At 73.4% G+C, this 17,556-nt stretch carries 14 protein-coding genes; 13 read left to right on the top strand and 1 reads right to left on the bottom strand.

The window, feature by feature from the left end:
- Positions 1-47 precede the first annotated feature (47 nt).
- The 13 genes from E1212_RS11125 to E1212_RS11065 all read left to right on the top strand — a co-directional run bounded on the left by E1212_RS11125 (position 48) and on the right by E1212_RS11065 (position 14,722).
- A complete protein-coding gene (locus E1212_RS11125) occupies positions 48-1,052 on the top strand; it encodes a LacI family DNA-binding transcriptional regulator (RefSeq protein WP_131982314.1) in 1,005 nt (334 codons plus the stop codon).
- Positions 1,049-1,996, top strand: coding sequence for a carbohydrate ABC transporter permease (locus tag E1212_RS11120; protein WP_131982312.1), 948 nt, complete (start codon positions 1,049-1,051; stop codon positions 1,994-1,996). The genes E1212_RS11125 and E1212_RS11120 overlap by 4 nt, the downstream gene beginning before the upstream one ends.
- The gene (locus E1212_RS11115; RefSeq protein WP_131982310.1) at positions 1,993-2,829 is read left to right on the top strand and encodes a carbohydrate ABC transporter permease; all 837 of its coding nucleotides are present in this window, start codon (positions 1,993-1,995) and stop codon (positions 2,827-2,829) included. Before E1212_RS11120 ends, E1212_RS11115 begins: the two co-directional genes overlap by 4 nt.
- A gap of 27 nt (positions 2,830-2,856) precedes the next feature.
- The gene (locus E1212_RS11110; protein ID WP_131982308.1) at positions 2,857-4,161 is read left to right on the top strand and encodes an ABC transporter substrate-binding protein; all 1,305 of its coding nucleotides are present in this window, start codon (positions 2,857-2,859) and stop codon (positions 4,159-4,161) included.
- On the top strand, positions 4,161-5,120 hold the full coding sequence (locus E1212_RS11105) for an ADP-ribosylglycohydrolase family protein (RefSeq protein ID WP_131982306.1): 960 nt from the start codon (positions 4,161-4,163) through the stop codon (positions 5,118-5,120). Before E1212_RS11110 ends, E1212_RS11105 begins: the two co-directional genes overlap by 1 nt.
- Before the next feature lie 205 nt (positions 5,121-5,325).
- Positions 5,326-6,378 carry an ADP-ribosylglycohydrolase family protein gene (locus E1212_RS11100; protein ID WP_131982304.1) on the top strand — a complete coding sequence of 351 codons (1,053 nt, stop codon included), beginning with the start codon at positions 5,326-5,328 and terminating at the stop codon, positions 6,376-6,378.
- Complete coding sequence (locus E1212_RS11095) at positions 6,375-7,523, top strand: ADP-ribosylglycohydrolase family protein (protein WP_131982302.1); 1,149 nt, start codon at positions 6,375-6,377, stop codon at positions 7,521-7,523. Before E1212_RS11100 ends, E1212_RS11095 begins: the two co-directional genes overlap by 4 nt.
- Positions 7,524-7,580: 57 nt before the next feature.
- Positions 7,581-8,936: an ADP-ribosylglycohydrolase family protein gene (locus tag E1212_RS11090; RefSeq protein ID WP_131982294.1), complete on the top strand. Its 1,356-nt coding sequence runs from the start codon at positions 7,581-7,583 to the stop codon at positions 8,934-8,936.
- Positions 8,927-9,820, top strand: a complete 894-nt coding sequence (gene rbsK / locus E1212_RS11085; RefSeq protein ID WP_131982292.1) for a ribokinase — start codon at positions 8,927-8,929, stop codon at positions 9,818-9,820. The genes E1212_RS11090 and rbsK overlap by 10 nt, the downstream gene beginning before the upstream one ends.
- Positions 9,820-11,799 carry an SUMF1/EgtB/PvdO family nonheme iron enzyme gene (locus E1212_RS11080; RefSeq protein WP_131982290.1) on the top strand — a complete coding sequence of 660 codons (1,980 nt, stop codon included), beginning with the start codon at positions 9,820-9,822 and terminating at the stop codon, positions 11,797-11,799. Before rbsK ends, E1212_RS11080 begins: the two co-directional genes overlap by 1 nt.
- The gene (locus E1212_RS11075; RefSeq protein ID WP_131982288.1) at positions 11,796-12,983 is read left to right on the top strand and encodes a CaiB/BaiF CoA transferase family protein; all 1,188 of its coding nucleotides are present in this window, start codon (positions 11,796-11,798) and stop codon (positions 12,981-12,983) included. Before E1212_RS11080 ends, E1212_RS11075 begins: the two co-directional genes overlap by 4 nt.
- Positions 12,980-13,831, top strand: a complete 852-nt coding sequence (locus E1212_RS11070; RefSeq protein WP_131982286.1) for an HpcH/HpaI aldolase/citrate lyase family protein — start codon at positions 12,980-12,982, stop codon at positions 13,829-13,831. The genes E1212_RS11075 and E1212_RS11070 overlap by 4 nt, the downstream gene beginning before the upstream one ends.
- An 87-nt stretch (positions 13,832-13,918) precedes the next feature.
- Entirely contained in the window at positions 13,919-14,722 is an 804-nt protein-coding gene (locus E1212_RS11065; RefSeq protein ID WP_131982284.1) for a putative protein N(5)-glutamine methyltransferase, read from the top strand.
- Positions 14,723-14,746: 24 nt separating this feature from the next.
- Here the strand turns inward: E1212_RS11065 and E1212_RS11060 are convergent, their stop codons facing one another.
- Positions 14,747-17,278, bottom strand: a complete 2,532-nt coding sequence (locus E1212_RS11060) for a M14 family zinc carboxypeptidase (protein WP_131982282.1) — start codon at positions 17,276-17,278, stop codon at positions 14,747-14,749.
- Between the last annotated feature and the right edge of the window lie 278 nt (positions 17,279-17,556).

Below are 17,556 nucleotides of genomic sequence, written 5' to 3'. Positions count from 1 at the left end.
CACACCTCGGAAACGGTTCCGCTCCGCCACGAGGAGGTGCGCACGCGATGACGCAGCGTCGCCGGCCGACGATCCACGAGGTCGCCAAGGTCGCCGGGGTCTCGATCTCCTCGGTGTCGCGCGCCCTCAACGGCAACACCTCGAACGCCGACATGGTCGCTCGCGTGAACGCGGCCGTGCAGCAGGTCGGCTACGTGCCGAGCGTCGTCGCGCAGTCGCTGAAGACCCGGCACACCGGGCAGGTGGCGTTCGCGATGGAGGACATCGGCAACGCCGCCTACCTCGAGATGGTGCGGCGCATCCAGCCGACCCTGCGCGACGTGGGCTACCGGCTGCTGCTGCACAGCACCGGCGCCGACGTCGAGGACGAACTGAGCGTGCTGGCCAGCCTCAGCCAGAACTACGTCGACGGGCTGATCCTGTGCCCGTTGCGGGTCACCGACCGGCACGTCGAGGCGCTGCGGCGGGCCGCCGTTCCCGTCGTCGTCATCGGCCTGCTGCCCGACGACGTCCCGGTCGACAACGTCCGGGCCGACTCGCGGGTCGGCGCCCGGCTGGCGGTCGAGCACCTGGCCGAGTCCGGCGCCCGCCGCATCGCGTTCATCGACGGCCCGCTCGACACCGTCCCGGGCCGGGCCCGCTACGACGGCTTCCGGGCCGGCCTGGCCACGACGGGCCTGCGCACGGACGACTCGCTCGTCCGGTTCACCGACTTCCAGTTCGAGGCCGGCCGGCGCACGGCGCTCGCGCTGCTCGGCGAGCATCCGGACGTCGATGCCGTGCTGGGCGCCAACGATCTCATCGCCATGGGCGTCCTGCACGCGCTGCGCGAGCTCGGCCGCGACGTCCCCGGCGACGTCCGCGTGGTGGGCATGGACGACACCCCGCTCGCCGCCACCAGCTTCCCGGCGCTGTCCAGCGTGTCGCTCGGTTCGGCCGACCGCGGCCGCATCGCCGCCGAGCTGCTGCTGCGCCGGCTCGACGGCGACGACGCGCCGCCGGAGCGGGTCACCGTCCCGCCGTCGCTGACCGTCAGGGAGAGCAGCCGATGAGCGCCACCGCCGTCACCGAGCCGCCGCGCACGACGCCGCCGCAGAGGCCGGCCAGGCGCCGCGGCTTCCTCGGCCTCGACCGCGACGGCCTCATGCTCGCCGTGCCGGCGCTGGTCCCGGTGGTGCTGTTCAGCGTCTACCCGCTGCTGCGCGGCATCTATCTCGGCTTCACCGACGCACAGGCCGGCGCCAATGCGCAGACCAGCTTCACCGGCTTCGAGAACTACCGGAACCTGCTCGGCGACTCCTACTTCTGGGAGTCCTTCCGCATCGGCCTCATCTGGGCGTTCGCGGTGACGATCCTGCAGTTCTTCGCCAGCCTCGGGCTCGCGCTGCTGCTCAACCAGCGGCTGCGGCTGCGCTGGCTGGCCCGCACCCTGGCGCTGGTGCCATGGGCGATGCCGCCGGTGGTCATCGGCATCATGTGGCGGCTGGTCTACCACCCGAACGCCGGCATCCTCAACGACGTCCTGATGGACCTGCGCATCATCGACGAGAACGTCGACTGGCTGTCGTCGTTCTCGCTGGCGCTGCCGGCGGTGATCCTCGTGGGTGTCTGGGCCGGGATGCCGCAGACGACGGTGGTGCTGCTGGCCGGGCTGCAGAGCGTGCCGCGGGAGCTGCACGAGGCCGCGGCCATGGACGGCGCCGGCGTGTGGCAGCGCTTCCGCAACGTCACATGGCCGGCCATCAAGCCCGTCGTCGTCGCGATGACCACGCTCGACTTCATCTGGAACTTCAACTCGTTCAGCCTGGTCTACGTCCTGACCCAGGGCGGGCCGGGCGGCGAGACGCGGCTGCCGCTGCTGTTCGCCTACGAGGAGGCGTTCCGCTACGGCAACTACGGCTATGCGGCGGCGCTGGGCAACGCGATGGTCGTGGTCATCGCGGTGTTCGTCGTCTTCTATCTGCGCCAGCGGGTGAGGGAGGCGAACGCCCGATGACCCGCTCCACGCCCGTCGCGACGACGCTGAAGTACGTCGCCCTGGCCGGCTACCTGGTCTTCCTGGCCTTCCCGCTGTTCTGGCTGGTCTCGACGGCGCTGAAGACGCCGCAGGAGCTCGCGCTGATCGAGCCGACCTGGATTCCGAACGACATCACGTTCGACAACTTCCGGGCCGCGTTCGACGAGCAGCCGATCGTCCGCTCGATCCTCAACACGCTGCTGGTCGCCGGGGTGTCGTGCCTGGTGACGGTGGTGCTGTCGATTCCGGCCGCCTACGTGATGGCGCGCTACCGGTCGGTGCTGAGCCGGATGACGCTGGTGTGGGTGCTGCTCAGCCAGATCTTCCCGTTCATCCTGGTGATCATCCCGCTGTTCCTGCTGCTGCGCGACCTCGGCCTGTACGACACCTACCTCGGGCTGATCGCCGTCTACGTGGTCTGGAGCATGCCGTTCGCGCTCTGGATGCTGCGCAGTTACATCGAGACGATCCCGATCGAGCTCGAAGAGGCCGCGTCCATGGACGGCGCATCGAAGGTCCGCACGCTGCGCAGCGTCATCGCGCCGCTGCTGGCACCGGGCGTCGTCGCGGCCGGGCTGTTCGCGTTCGTCTCGGCCTGGAACGAGTTCCTGTTCGCGCTCGTGCTGATCCGCGACCCCGAGCTGCAGACGCTCTCACTGACGCTGGTGAAGTTCATCGGCGCCGAGGGCGTGGCCCGGCTCGGCCCGCTGGCGGCGGCGTCGCTCGTCGCCACGATTCCCAGCCTGATCTTCTTCGCCTTCATGCAGCGCCGGCTCACCGGCGGGCTGCTCGGCGGAGCCGTCAAGTCCTGATCCAGGACCTCGAAGAGGAGGACACCCATGCGTTCGATGAGAAGTCTCGCCATCGCGGCGGCCGCGGGCCTGGTGCTCGCGGCCTGCGGCGGAGGTGACGACGAGACCGGCTCCGGCGACGACGGCGGCAGCGGCGGCGAGCCCGTCGAGCTGACCTTCCAGACGCTGGCCTGGCAGACCGCGAGCGTCGAGGCCAACGAGGCCATCGTCGCGGCCTGGAACGAGGCCAACCCGGACATCCAGGTCGAGCTGCTCCAGGGCGACTGGAACAACGTGCACGACCAGCTGATGACGTCGTTCGAGGGCGGCACCGCCCCGGACGTGTTCCACTACGAGTCCACGGTGCTGCAGGACTTCGGCGACCGCGGCAACGTCCTGGACCTGTCGGAGTACCTGTCCGACGAGATCCGCGACGACATCCGCGAGGGCGCCTGGGACACCGCGACCTTCGGCGACGCCGTCTACGGGGTGCCGTTCCTGCAGGAGTCGCAGGTCGTCTTCGCCAACCGGACACTGCTCGAGGCAGCCGGCGTCACGCTGCCGACCATCGAGGACCCGTGGACGTGGGACGAGTTCGGCGACGTCGCCGCACAGCTCACCACCGACGGCCAGTTCGGCGCCGTCATCCCGCTGAACGCGCCGGCCAACCGCATCCTCAACCTGGCCCGCAACTTCGGCGGCGACTACTTCAGCGACCCGACCGGCGAGGTGCAGGCGGTCTTCGACGAGGCCGACCAGGAGGTGCCACGCCGCATCCACGAGATGATCTACACCGACGGCTCCGCCTCGCCCGACGGCATCGGCATGTCGTCGGCCGACGCGCTGCCCGGCTTCTTCGCCGGCCAGTACGCCATGCTGCCGGGCGCGATCTGGCTGCGCCAGCAGATCATCGAGCAGGCGCCCGACGGCTTCGACTGGGTGACGCTGCCGGCGCTCGAAGGCGACAGCAGCGCGCAGGGCGCCGTCAGCCAGACCCTCTCGGTCTCGGCCGAGACCGAGCACCCGGAGGAGGCCGTGCGGTTCATCGAGTACTTCCTCAACGCCGAGAACCAGGTCCGACTGGCGGCCGGCGACTGGCTGCTGCCGACCAGCCAGGAGGCGGCGCAGAGCCCGGAGCTGAACGACCCGGCCACCGGCTGGGACGTCGCGACGGCCACCGCCGACGACCTGGAGATGGCGCCGTTCCAGCAGGTCAAGGGGTTCGAGGAATGGAAGTCACGGATCGCGAACCCGGCGTTCCAGGAGTACTTCAGCGACCAGATCTCGCTGGAGGAGCTGGGCACCAAGCTGGTCGACGAGGGCAATGCCGTCCTCGAGCGCTACCAGCGTTGATGAGGGACCGGGCGCGGGGGTGCCTGCTCGGGCTCGCCATCGGCGACGCCATGGGCGCCCCCGCGGAGAACATGACCGCCGAGGCGATCGCGGCGAAGTTCGGACACCGGATACAGGGCTTCTTGACCGACCAGCCTACGGGCACGGACGACACCGAGTACGCCGCGTTCAGCGCGCTGCTGCTGCTGGAGCACGGGACCGGGCTCACGAGCGACCACGTGGCCGACGCGTGGGTCACGCACCTGGCCGGGCGCTCGGGCGGGTTCCCGGGCGCCGGGTTCAGTGAACTGGGGACCATCGAGAACCTGCGCGCCGGGCTGCGGCCGCCGGCGAGCGGACGGCACCTGCACTCGTGGAGCGACGGGCTGGCGATGCGGTCCGCGGTGCACGGCGTGTACGCGGCGGGGGACCCGGCTCTGGCCGCTCGGCTGGCGGCCGTCGACGGCGCGGTCAGCCACTCCGGCGAGGGCGTGCACGCCGGGGTCGCGGTGGCCGCGGCTGTCGCCGTCGCCATGACGGGTCGCGCCCCCGCCGCCGACATCGCGGCCGCCGCACTGGACGCCGTCCCTTCGGACTCGTGGACGGCGCGGTCGTTGCGGTCGGCTCTGGTCCACGCGGGCGACGTGCCCGCGCTGCTCGAGGCCGTCGTCGTCCGGTCGTATCCGTGGACCGATCTGGCGCCGGAGGCGGTCGCGTTGGCGTTCGCCGCGTTCCTGGCGGCGGAGGGCTCGTTCGCCGCCGCGGTGACCGGCGCCGTGTCGATGGGGCGCGACGCCGACACCACCGCCGCCATCGCCGGCGCGCTGGCCGGGGCACACGGCGGCCTCGGCGCGGTGCCTGCGGACTGGCAGGCGCAGATCGGGCCGGTCACCGGCCGCTGCCTGGGCGAGGTCGTGGCGGGCCTGCATCCGCTCGACCTCGCCGACCGGCTGGCCGACCACCTGGAGGAAGGCTCATGAGAGAACGGCAGGTCCGCCGCGGTCGGGTCGGCCGCGGTCCGGTCGGCCGCGGTCCGGTCGGCCGCGGTCCGGTCGGCCGCGGTCCGGTCGGCCGTGGTCCGGTCAGTCCCCGCCCGGACCGGGTGGGACCCACCCTAGGGGTGGGCACCGACAGTGCCGGACCTGCTGAACGGGCCACGGCGGCGGCGCGGCCGGGGGCACGCACGTGAACGATCGTCGCGACCGCACCGCGGGGGCGCTGCTCGGACTCGCCATCGGCGACGCGGCCGGCTGGCCCGCCGTCCGGCACCGGTCCCAGCTGCTGCCGCCGTGGACCCGCCGCCTGCGCCGCGAACTGGACGAGTTCGCCGAGACGCAGCAGGTGACGACGCTGCCGGTGCCGTTCGCGCTCAACCAGCCGACGGCGCCGCTGCGGCTCGGGTCGAGCGACGACGCGGAGTGGGCGGCGTGGACGCTGCGCTGGCTGTTGGACGCCGCGCGCCCCGGCCCGCTGAGCCGCGCGGACGTGCACACACACTGGCGCCGCGCCGTCGCCGCCGGAACACTGCCACGGGGCCGGATCAGCGTCGCCGCCGCGGCCGACGCGCTTCGCCGCGAGGTCGACCCGCCGCTGACCGGGCACGACAACCCGCACCACTTCGACGACGCCGCCGCGGTCCGTGCGGTCGCGATCGGCCTCGTCGCCGACGGCCCGGCCACGGCCGCCACGCTGGCCGGCTGGGACGCCGAGGTCACGAACGACGGTGACGGGCTGGCAGCCGCGCGGGCGGTCGCGGAGACGATGGCCCGGCTGGTCCGCGGCGAGCCGCTCACCGACGCCTGGGCGGCGGCCGCCGCCGACGCACTGCCGGCGGACGGGCTCCTGGCGACGACGGTGTCCCGGGCGCTCACCGTCTCTGCCACAGCGGAGACCGCGGCCGACGCCGTCGCCCAGCTCGACGAGATCGTCGACCACGTCTACAGCTACGGCGTCGCCGCGGCCCAGACGGTCGCTGTCGCCGTCGCGCTGGCGCAGGCCGCCGAGCGGGGCGGGGAGCGGCCAATCGCCGCCGTCACCGCCGCCGTGTGCCTGCCCACCCTGGCCGACAGCGCACCGGCGCTGACGGGCGCGCTCACCGGGGCGGCGCACGGGCTGGGCGCGCTCCCCACGACCTGGGTCGAGCGGTGCCGGCGACTCGCCGGCTGCTGCTCACCCGATCTGGCCGGCGTCGACCTCGTCGACCTGGCAGGCTCCATCGAGGGAAGGACGATCTCGTGACCAGTGACGCACTCATCGATACAGCGGTCGGATGCCTGACGGGAGCCGCCGTCGGCGACGCGCTCGGTGGTGCGACGGAGGGCTGGTCGCCGCGGCAGATCCGGGACCGCTGGGGCGGCTGGGTCGAAGGCATCGTCCCGCCGTACCACGAGGACTGGCGCACCGCGCGGCCCATCGCGCCGTACCACAAGGGCGACGGCCACATCACCGACGACACCTTGATGACGCACCTCGTGGTCGAGGTCTACGAGCAGGCGCAGGCGCACTTGACGGCCTACGACGTGGCCGAGCGGCTGGTGCCGCTGATGATCGGCCGCAAGGTCTGGATCCCCGAGCTGGAGGCCGAGGCGCTGCCCCTGCAGCGGGTGTTCCTGGCCGAGAAGTTCATGGCGCTGCGGCTGCACTGGGGTCACGCCGACCCGCGCGAGGCCGGCGTCGGCAACGCCGTCAACTGCGGCGCGGCCATGTACATCGCGCCGGTCGGCATCGTCAACGCCGCCGACCCCGACGCCGCGTACGCCGAGGCCGTCGACGTCGCCGGCGCGCACCAGTCGTCCTACGGCCGCGAGGCCGCCGGGGTCATGGCCGCCTGCGTGGCCGCGGCGGCCGCGCCCGGCGCGACGGTCGATGACGTCCTGGCGGCGGCCCTGCGGCTGGCGAAGGACGGGACGAGGGCCGGCATCGAGGCGGTCCTCGACACCGCGGCGTCCATCGGGCACTGGACCGAGGCGGTCGAGTCCGGGAGGCTGCGGGCGGCCATCGCGCCCTATGACACCGTCGGCGAGGACTACCGCGACCAGGGCCTGGGCGCCCGGCGGCCGAGCCGCGTGCACACCATCGAGGAGCTGCCGGTCGCGCTGGGCCTGCTGGCCATCGCCCGCGGCGACTGGCGCGACTCCGTCATCGGCGGCGTCAACTACGGCCGCGACTCCGACTCCATCGCCTCGATGGCCGGGGCCATCGCGGGCGCGCTGGGCGGTCCGGCCGCCGTTCCCGCCGACCTGGTGACGGCGGTGGCCGCGGCCAGCCGCGTCGACCTCGTCGGGCCGGGGGAGCGGCTGGCAGCGGTGACGGCGCGGGTGCGGGCGGCCGATCGCGCGCGCCAGCAGGCGGCGGACCGGGCGTTCGACGGACTCGCGCCATGATCATCAACCTTGTGAGCTGCTATGACGACACAAAAGGTTGATGATCATGGGGATGGGATGGGCATGAGACTGAGCTGGGTGCAGCCGGAGGACCTGGTCGGGCATGCGTTCGCCCAGGCGGCCGAGGACGGTGTCGACGTCGCCGACCTGCGGGCGCGCTGGATCGCGGCGGGCGGCGACGACGCGCCGGTGCGGTCCGGGGCGTCGGACGTGCCGGCGCCGCCGGAGCTGCGGGCGCTGGCCGCCGAGCTGCTGGACGAGGTCGACGCGCGTCCGTCGCCGTACGACGCCGCGGAACCGACGGACCTCGCCTCGATCCAAGCGGGCTGGACGCGGGCGCCGGAGCCGTCGACTCCGGCGGCGTTCGACCGCGTGCACGGCGCCTGGCTGGGCCGCGCCGCCGGCTGCCTGCTCGGCAAGCCGGTCGAGAAGGTGTCGCGGGCCGGGATCCGCGAGATCCTCGAGGCGACCGGGCGCTGGCCGCTGACCGACTGGTTCACGGCGAAGGGACTGCCCGACGACGTCGGCGCCCGGTGGCCGTGGAACCGGCGCAGCGCGCTGACCAGCCTGGCCGAGAACATCGACGGCATGCCCGAGGACGACGACCTCAACTTCCCGATGCTCAACCTCGCGCTGCTCGAGTCCCGCGGTGCGGCGTTCACCACAGAGGACGTCGCCGAGGCCTGGCTGGCGTCGCTGCCGGCCGGCCGGGTGTTCACCGCCGAGCGGGTCGCCTACCGCAACCTGCTGCTGGGCCGGCTGCCGCCGGCGACGGCGACGGTGCGCAACCCGTTCCGCGACTGGATCGGCGCGCAGATCCGCGGCGACGTGTTCGGCTGGGCCCGGCCCGGCGACCCCGCCGGCGCCGCGGAGCTGGCCTGGCGCGACGCGGTCCTCAGCCACACCCGCAACGGTGTGTACGGCGAGCTGTTCACTGCCGCCGCCTGCGCGTCCGCCCTGGTCGCGGCGACGGTGGACGACGTGCTGGACGCCGGGCTGTCGGTGGTGCCGCCGTCGTCGCGGTACGCCGAGGCGGTGCGGTTCGCACGTGCGCTGCCGGCCGAGCACAGTGGCGACTGGGAGGCCGTCGTCGATGCGATCGAGGCGCGCTACGGGCACCTGCACTGGGTGCACGTGCTGAACAACGCCGCGCTGGTGGTGGCGGCGCTGGTGTACGGCGACGGCGACTACGAGCGGTCGATCACGGCCGTCGTCAGCGGCGGCTGGGACACCGACTCCAACGGAGCCACCGTCGGCTCCATCGCCGGCGCACTGACCGGCGCCGCCGAGCTGCCACGGCGGTGGATCGCGCCGCTGCGCAACCGGATCAGTACCACGCTGGCCGGGTTCGACGGCGTCGGCTTCGACGCGCTCGCGGCCCGGACCGTCGCCGTCGCGGAGGGATGTCGATGATCGCCGTCCTGGGCAGCGCGAACATGGACCTCGTCGTCACCGTCGACCGCGCGCCCGGCCGGGGCGAGACCGTCACGGGCCGCACCTTCGAGACCGTCCCCGGCGGCAAGGGCGCCAACCAGGCGCTCGCGGCGGCCCGGGCCGGGGGCGACGTCACCTTCCTCGGCGCCGTCGGCGACGACGACTTCGGCCGCCGCATCACCGCGCTGCTGACCGAGTCCGGCGTCGACGTGTCCGGCCTGGTCGTGAGCGACGAGTCGACGGGGACCGCGCACATCACCGTCGACGGTGACGGCGACAACTCCATCGTCGTCGTGCCCGGCGCCAATGGGACCGTGACGGAGCTGACCGACGCGCACCGCGCCGCGATCGACGGCGCCGAGCTGCTGCTGATGCAGCTGGAGCTGCCGCTGGACCTGGTGACGGCGGCGGCGGTCCACGCGCGATCCCGGGGCGTACGGGTGGTGCTGACCCCGGCGCCCGCCGTCGCGCTTCCGGAGGAGCTGCTCGACGCCGTCGGCCTGCTGGTGCCGAACGAGCACGAGGCGGCGCTACTGGCCGGCGTCGCGGACCCGGTCGAGGCGGCCCGTTCGCTCGCGGCGCGGGGCGGCGACGTCGTCGTGACGCTGGGCGCGAAGGGCGCGGTGCGGGTCTGCGGCGAGTCGTCGACAGAGGTCGCGGCGTTCGCCGTCGCCGCCGTCGACACCACCGCGGCCGGTGACACGTTCGCCGGCGTGCTCGCCGTCGGCCTGGCCGAGGGCCTGGACTGGGACGCCGCGCTGCGACGGGCGTCGGCGGCGGCCGCGCTGTCGGTCCAGCGGCCGGGCGCGTCGTCGTCGATGCCGGACCGCGCCGAGATCGACGCGTTCCTCGCGGAGGTCTGATGCTGAACCCGTACGTCCCCCGTCCGATCGACCGGCCCGCGACGGTACCGCTGGACCCGGCCGCCGACCTCTCCGTGCTGGACGAGGCGAAGATCTTCGCCGCGCCCGACGATCCCGCCGACTGGCCGGCCTGGCGCGACGCGCTCACTCGCTGGCGGGCCGAGGCGCGGGAACGGGTCGGCTACGACGGCGCCCGCTACGGCGTCGAGCGGACCGACGGGTTCGTCCTCACACTGACCTGGCTCTGGGACGAGCTGCTCTACGACCACGCGACCGGCCGGTTCGACGTCGACGGCTACCTGGCGGCCGCGGAGCGGGACTTCGGCGGTGTCGACGGCGTCGTGCTCTGGCACGCCTACCCGAACGAGGGCATCGACGAGCGCGACCAGTTCGCCTTCTTCGACGTGCCTGAGCTGCCGTCGGTCGTCGCCGCCTTCCAGGCCGCCGGGGTGCGGGTGTTCGTGTCGTACTACCCGTGGGAGACGCGGCCGAGACACGCTTCTCAGTCGAGGCCGCACATGTCCAGCGACGGACTTCTCGTTGATCTGGTCGAGCGGCTCGGCGCCGACGGCGTCTTCCTCGACAGCTCCAAGGAGGGCTCGACGCGGATCCGGGCGGCGCTGGACGCGCTGCGTCCGGGGCTGTCGATGGAGGGCGAGTCGCGGCTGCCGCTGGCCCGCGTGCACGACCACACCATGTCGTGGGCGCAGTGGTTCGCCGACACCCCGGTGCCGGGGGTGCTGCGGGCCACCTGGTTCGAGCGCCGGCACGTGCTGCACCACACCCGTCGCTGGCATCACAGCCACCTCGAGGAGCTGCAATCGGCCTGGCTGAACGGCTCCGGGATCCTCGTGTGGGAGGCGGTGTTCGGCGTCTGGGTCGGCTGGAGCGCGCGCGACCGGACGCTGCTGCGGTCGATGCGCCGGGTGCAGCGCGAGTACCGCGCCTGGCTGCAGAGCGAGGACTGGACACCGCTGGCCGACCATCCCGGCGGCGGCGCTGCGGTGTACGCGTCGCGATGGGTGCACGACGGCGTCGCCTTGTGGACCGTCGTGAACCGCAGCGACGCCCCGTACGACGGGCCCTGGCTGGTGACGGACGCCGCGGCGGGTGCGTTCACCGAGCTGACGAGCGGTGTCGCGCTGGACGTCAGCAAGGACGACGACGGGCGGACGGTGATCGGCGGCCAGCTGCCCGCGGGCGGCGTGGCGGCGGTGCTGGCCGCGGCGGTGGCCGCAGGGGACGCCGTCGTCGATGCGGACCGCGAGTTCCCGCGGCGGCCGGCCACGCGGGTCGGTCCCGCCCGTGCCGAGGCCGCCGCCGTCGTCCCCGGGATGGAGCGGGTCGACGGCGGCCGGTACGACCTGGTCGTGCGGTACCGCATCCGCGAGACCGGGCTGTACGACGAGGCGCCGTACGTCGACGAGTGGAAGCCGCTGCCACCGCGCCTGCACGCCGACGGCACCGCGCACCGCCGGGCGGAGCTGACGCCGTTCGGGATCGGCCGGACCGAGGTGACCAACGACGAGTTCGCCGCGTTCCTCGCCGCCACCGGCTACCGGCCGCTGCGGCCGGAGCGGTTCCTCGCGCACTGGGCGAACGGAGCCCCGCCGGCCGGCCGCGGCGGCGAGCCGGTGACGTACGTCGACCTCGCCGACGCCCGCGCGTACGCCGCCTGGGCCGGGCTGCGGCTGCCGACGGAGGACGAGTGGCAGGTCGCGGGGGAGGCCGGGCTGCTCGAGCGCGGCGCACCCACGGTCTGGAACCTCACCGAGAGCGAGCACACCGACGGCCGCACCCGGTTCGTCATCCTCAAGGGCGGTTCGCACTGGGTGCCGACGGGGTCGGACTGGTACTTCGACGGCGGCGAGCGGGCGCCGTCGTTCGCGGCGAAGTACCTGCTGATGGGCGCGGGGCTGGACCGGTCGCCGTCGGTCGGCTTCCGCTGTGCGGTGGGTCTTCCCGGGGTGACGACGTGAGCGGGCCGCTCGCCGGGGTGCGGGTCGTCGACGCGGCGACGCTGTTCGCCGGGCCGCTCGCGGCCATGCACCTGGGAGACATGGGCGCCGATGTGGTCAAGGTCGAGCATCCGCGCCGGCCGGACCCGTCCCGCGGTCACGGACCGGCGAAGGACGGGCAGAACCTGTGGTGGAAGACGCTCGGCCGGAACAAGCGGACGATGACGCTGGACCTGTCGCACGAGCGCGGCCAGGAGGTGTTCCGGCGGCTGGCGCGGGAGTCCGACGTCGTCATCGAGAACTTCCGGCCGGACACGCTGGAGCGGTGGAACCTCGGGTACTCGGCGTTGTCGGAGGCGAACCCGGGGCTGATCCTCGCGCGGGTCACCGGGTTCGGGCAGGTCGGCCCGTACCGGCGGCGGCCCGGGTTCGGCACGCTGGCCGAGGCGATGAGCGGGTTCGCCGCCATGACCGGCGAGCCGGACGGCCCGCCGACGCTGCCGCCGTTCGGCCTGGCCGACGGCATCACGGCGCTAGCCACGGCGTTCGCGGTGACGTCGGCGCTGCACGCGCGGGCGGCGAGCGGGCGCGGGCAGGTGATCGACCTGTCGATCATCGAGCCGATGCTGTCGGTGCTCGGGCCGCAGCTCACCCTCTGGGACCAGCTCGGGACCGTTCAGCCGCGCACCGGCAACCGGTCGGCCAACAACGCGCCGCGCAACACCTACCGGTGTGCCGACGGCCGGTGGGTCGCGGTGTCGACCAGCTCGCAGAGCATCGCCGAGCGGGTCATGCGCCTGGTCGGCCGGCCCGAGGTCATCGACGAGCCCTGGTTCGCGACCGGGTCCGGCCGGGCCGAGCACGTCGAGGAGCTGGACGCGGCGGTGGCCGGTTGGGTGTCATTGCGGACGCGGGACGAGGTGGTGGCCGAGTTCGAACGGGTGGAGGCGGCGGTCGCGCCGGTCTACGACGCCTCGGACATCGTCGCCGACCCGCAGCTGGCCGCGCTCGGGACCGTGCTGCGGCTACCCGACGAGGACCTGGGCGAGGTCGCGATGCAGAACGTGCTGTTCCGGCTCTCGGAGACGCCGGGGTCGGTGCGGTGGACCGGGCGTGCGCACGGGGCCGACACGGATGGTTTACTGGGCGAACTCGGCTATTCGTTGGATGAAATCGCGTCGCTGCGGTCCGAGGGAGTCGTATGAGCCTGGTCCTGACCCTCCTGTACGTGCCCGCCGACCGGCCCGACCGGGTTCTGAAGGCGCTCGGCTCGCCGGCCGACGTCGTCATCGTGGACTTCGAGGACGCGGTGGCGCCGTCGGCGAAGGCGGCGGCGCGGGAGGGCGCGTCGTCGGTGCTCGGCTCGGTCGTCGAGGACGGGCGTGCCGTGCAGGTCCGCGTCAACGCGCCGGCGACGCCGTGGGGCGGCGACGACCTCGCGCTCGTCGCCGGACTGCCGGCGGGCGTGTCGGTGCGGGTGCCGAAGGTCTCGTCGCCGGAGGACGTGGCGGCGGTGCGGTCGGTGGTGGGGGACCGGCCGGTGCACGTGCTGCTCGAGACGGCGGCCGGAGTCGAGGCGGCGTACGACATCGCGTCCGCGCCCGGCGTCGCGTCCGTCGGGCTGGGCGAGGCCGACCTCGCGTCCGACCTGGGACTGTCCGGCGACGGCGCCGACGACGGGCTGGCCTGGTGCCGGCAGCGGCTCGTGGTCGCCGCCCGCGCGGCCGGGCTGCCCGCCCCGGCCATGGCGGTGTGGACCGACCTCGCCGACACCGACGGCCTGGCCGCGTCGTGCGCGCGCGGCCGCGGGCTCGGCTTCGTGGGCCGGGCCGCGATCCACCCCCGTCAGCTCCCCGTCATCGAGGCCGCCTTCCGCCCCTCGGCGACCGAGATCGCCGCCGCCACCGAGGTGGTGGAGGCCCTGGACGCGGCGACGGCGGCCGGCTCCGGCACCGCCGTCCTGGCCGGGGGCCGCTTCGTCGACGTCGCCATGGCCGAGCAGGCCCGCCGCGTCCTCGCCCTCGCCGCCCGCACCTCCGCCCCCTCAAGTTGATCTTGGAGTAATGCCGCCAATCGTGGGCGAAATGCCCGATAGATGGAGGCGTTACTCCAAGATCAACTCGGTGGGTAGGGTGGCGGTGTGCTGGACGAGGGGGTCGTCGCGCGGTTGCGGGCGGCGGGGTGCGTGTTCGCCGAGGACGAGGCCCGGCTGATCCGCGAGACCGCGCGGACGCCGGCCGAGCTCACGAGCATGGTCGAACGCCGGGTCGCCGGGCTGCCGCTCGAGCACGTCCTCGGATGGGCGGAGTTCGCCGGGCTGCGCGTGCGGGTCGATCCCGGCGTCTTCGTGCCGCGGCACCGCAGCGAGTTCCTCGTCGTCACCGCCCGGCGGCAGGTGCGACCAGGTGGGGTGGTCGTCGACCTGTGTTGTGGAACGGGGGCGCTCGGGCTGGCGGTCGTGGCCGGGGTGGACGGGGTCGAGTTGCATGCCGCCGACCTCGACCCGGCCGCCGTCGCGTGCGCGCGCCGCAACGTCGAGCCCGCCGGCCGCGTCCACCGGGGTGACCTGTTCGCCGCGCTGCCGACAGAACTGCGTGGCCGCGTCGACGTCCTGCTGGCGTCGCCGCCCTATGTTCCGACCGAGGCGATCGCGCTGATGCCGCCCGAGGCCCGCGACCACGAGCCGCGCACCGCCCTCGACGGCGGCGGCGACGGGCTCGACCTGGTGCGCCGCATCGCCGCCGGCGCCCCGCACTGGCTGCGCGACGACCGCGGCATCCTCCTGCTGGAGCTGAGCGCGGCCCAGGCCGCCGCCGCCGTCGACGCCGTCAGGGAAGCGGGACTGGTCGCCGCCGACCTGCACGACGATGAGTGGGAGGCCACCGTCGTGACGGGCCGGCGCGGGCGCAGTGAAACGGGGAGTCGTCACCTCCGCAGCGGATGACGACTCCCCGTCAGGATCAGGTCGCTACTGCCAGAGGGCGTTGGCGACCTGCGGGAACAGACCCTCCGGGTGCGAGCGGTACAGCGGCTCGGTGGCGAACAGGGTGACCTCGGCGCCGCCGGCCACCCCGCTGACGACGACCGGCTGACCGGCCGCGGCATCCTGCCCGATCCAGTGGCCGGCGAGGAAGAAGTCCCCATCGCTGAGCCGCTGGTCGACCCGGACCCCCGTGCCGAGCCCGGTGAAGTGCCGCGGCGAGCTGACGAACGACGACGGCGACGCGTCACCCGTGACCGGGGAGGCCGGGTCGTTGACCACCGCGACGATGCCGTTGGCGTCGCTGCGAGCCGGGACGGCTGACACCGGCAGCAGCGCGGCACGCTCGTTGAACGTCACGCCACCGGCGCCGCGCCCGACGACGGTGCCGCCGGCTGCCCGCCAGGCCGCGAACGCCGCCTGCCGGGTGGCGTCCAGCTGCAGCGGGTTGAACCCGGTGGTGGAGACGTAGAGCGCGTCGAAGTCGCTGAACGCGTAGGTCCCGGCGTTGAACCCGGCCGCGGTGACATTCGTCGTCGCGAAGCCCATGCGGGCCAGGGCGTGCAACTCGTCTGCCGGCGCGCTCGTAGCGACCCGGCCGATGCCGACGGGGACGGCGCCGCGCACCGCGGCGGCCGACAGCGCGGTGAACTCGAGGCCGTACGTCGCCGCCGCGTTCTCGGCCAGCGCTCGCGCCGATCCCGGGACGGTGAAGATGCCGGACGTCGTCCGCCGCACCGTCACGCCGGCCGCGACGAACGCGTTGACCGCCTGGATGCCGGCCAGCGTGTCCGCCTCGAAGCCGAAGTGCGCGACGGGGTCGGGCGCCACCCACCCCGTCGGCGCGACGGCGTCGATCTCCGACAGTGCGCGGGTCTCGAGCGAGCCGCCCGCGGGCACCATCGCGACGTCGGCGCCCCACAGGTACGCCTGGCTCCACGCGGAGATGTCGTACATGGTCGGGAAGTTCGTGGTGACGTCGCGGCCGACGTCGAGGATGGTGTTCGCGAGGCCGCGCTTGGCCTGGAGCATGTCGACCACGTACGAGCCGGCCGGGTACCGCTGCCCGCCCGCGGCGAACGGCCGCCGCGCCTGGTGCACCTCGACGTCGTTGTCGAGGAGGAACTGCGCCAGTCGCGCGGCGGCCGCGTCTCCGCGCCGCTCGGCCGAGATGACGTAGGCCCGCGGGTAGTCCTGCAGGAACGTCTCCTTGTTCGCGCCGAGCGCGAGCGACAGGGCGAGCCCGTCGTCGATGGGCCGCGACGACTCGCCTGCCTCGCCGCGCCGGAATATCTCCAGCTGGTCGGCAAGCAGGGTCATCCGGTTCTCGTGCGCCCAGGCGAAGTTCCCCTCGATGGTGGCCCGGGCGACGGCGGTGTTGATGCGGGTCCGCTCGTGCCGCTCCGCCACCGGCAGGGTGGCGCCGCGCGGGTTCAGCGGGATCTCGACGGTGTGCCCGACGGCGCCGTGGTACATCGCGTACATCGGGGTGAAGATCGGCGGCCAGTCGTCCCAGCCGGTGTCGTAGTCGCGCCACGGGATGTCGACCTCGGTGACCCGGGGCTCGCCGAGCGCCAGCACGGCGTCCTCCATGGCCAGGCCGTTGCGGATGGCCTGGCGGATGTAGAGGTCGTACTCGTAGTTCTCGCCATGCGGCCCGGTGGTCGGCTCGATCAGCGTCGGGTTGACGTAGCCGTGCTCGTCGAGCATGGTCAGCGGCTCGTACCGGATCAGCTGGGCGCGCACGGCACGCGACTCCGGCTGCGAACCGGTGATGTAGTCGCGGTTGAGGTCGAAGCCGTTGCCGTTGGCGCGGGTGCCGGCGATGCGGCCGTCCGGATTGTTCGACACGACCATCGCGACGACGTGCTGGTCGAGCAGCTCCACGACCTCGGGATCGTCGGAGAACGCCAGGTCATCCAGCACCTGGAAGGCGGCGTCGGTGCCTTCCCATTCGTTGCCGTGGATGTTGTTGTTGACGAACAGCGGCGACTTCCAGTCGTCGTACTCGCCCGCCTCGAGCGCGGCGATCGCGGCGTCGGGGTCCTCGGTGCGCAGGTCGGACAGCCGCTGCCACTCCGCCCACTCCGCGTCGGACATCGGCGAGGTGACGACGACGAGGTGCAGGTCGCGCCCGCCTGCCGACTGGCCGATGATCTCGACGCTGACCCGGTCGCTCTCCTGCAGCGCGCGCAGCCTCGGCGCGAACTCGTGGTAGGGCACCAGGTTCATCGGGATCGACGCGTCGTTCGGGTTCACCGGGACGTCGACGATGAGGTCGTTGCGCGGCTTGCCCGGCAGCTGACTCGTCGCGGTGACGGAGAACGGCGAGCGCAGCGACTCACCGGCGGGGGAGTCGACCGACGGCGCGAGGTCCGACGCGACCGAGCGGTCCTCGGGCTCGCGCACCGTGGTCGGCGGCGGCGTCAGCGTGTCCTCGGGAGCGGCCGGCGCGGAGAGCGCGACGGACAGCGTGAGCAGCCCGGCGAGGCCGGCTGCGGGCAGCGTGCGAGTCCACATGAGGCAGCCCCCAGGGAACGTGGGCGGGCGAAGGTGCTGGTCATCCTGTCGTCTCGGCCGCGCGGTGACAAGAGGTTGCGGCGAGCAAGATCCGTCCGATATATGGCGTCTGGAAGCGACGATTTCTTCCGATTCACCCTGACTGGACCGGCCGACTTCCCGTCAAGTCTTCCAATCGAGCCGAAAACGCACATAGGTTACGGGGCAACCCCGTCCGACCGGCGGGGCCTTGTCTTGCCGTACGACTGAACGAGGAGCGTCGATGACACGACCATCGA

The sequence above is a fragment of the Jiangella ureilytica genome (assembly GCF_004348545.1).
Classification (GTDB): Bacteria; Actinomycetota; Actinomycetes; order Jiangellales; family Jiangellaceae; genus Jiangella; species Jiangella ureilytica.
Note: the sequence above shows the minus strand (reverse complement) of the source record. Positions and strands in the feature narration are given on the sequence as shown.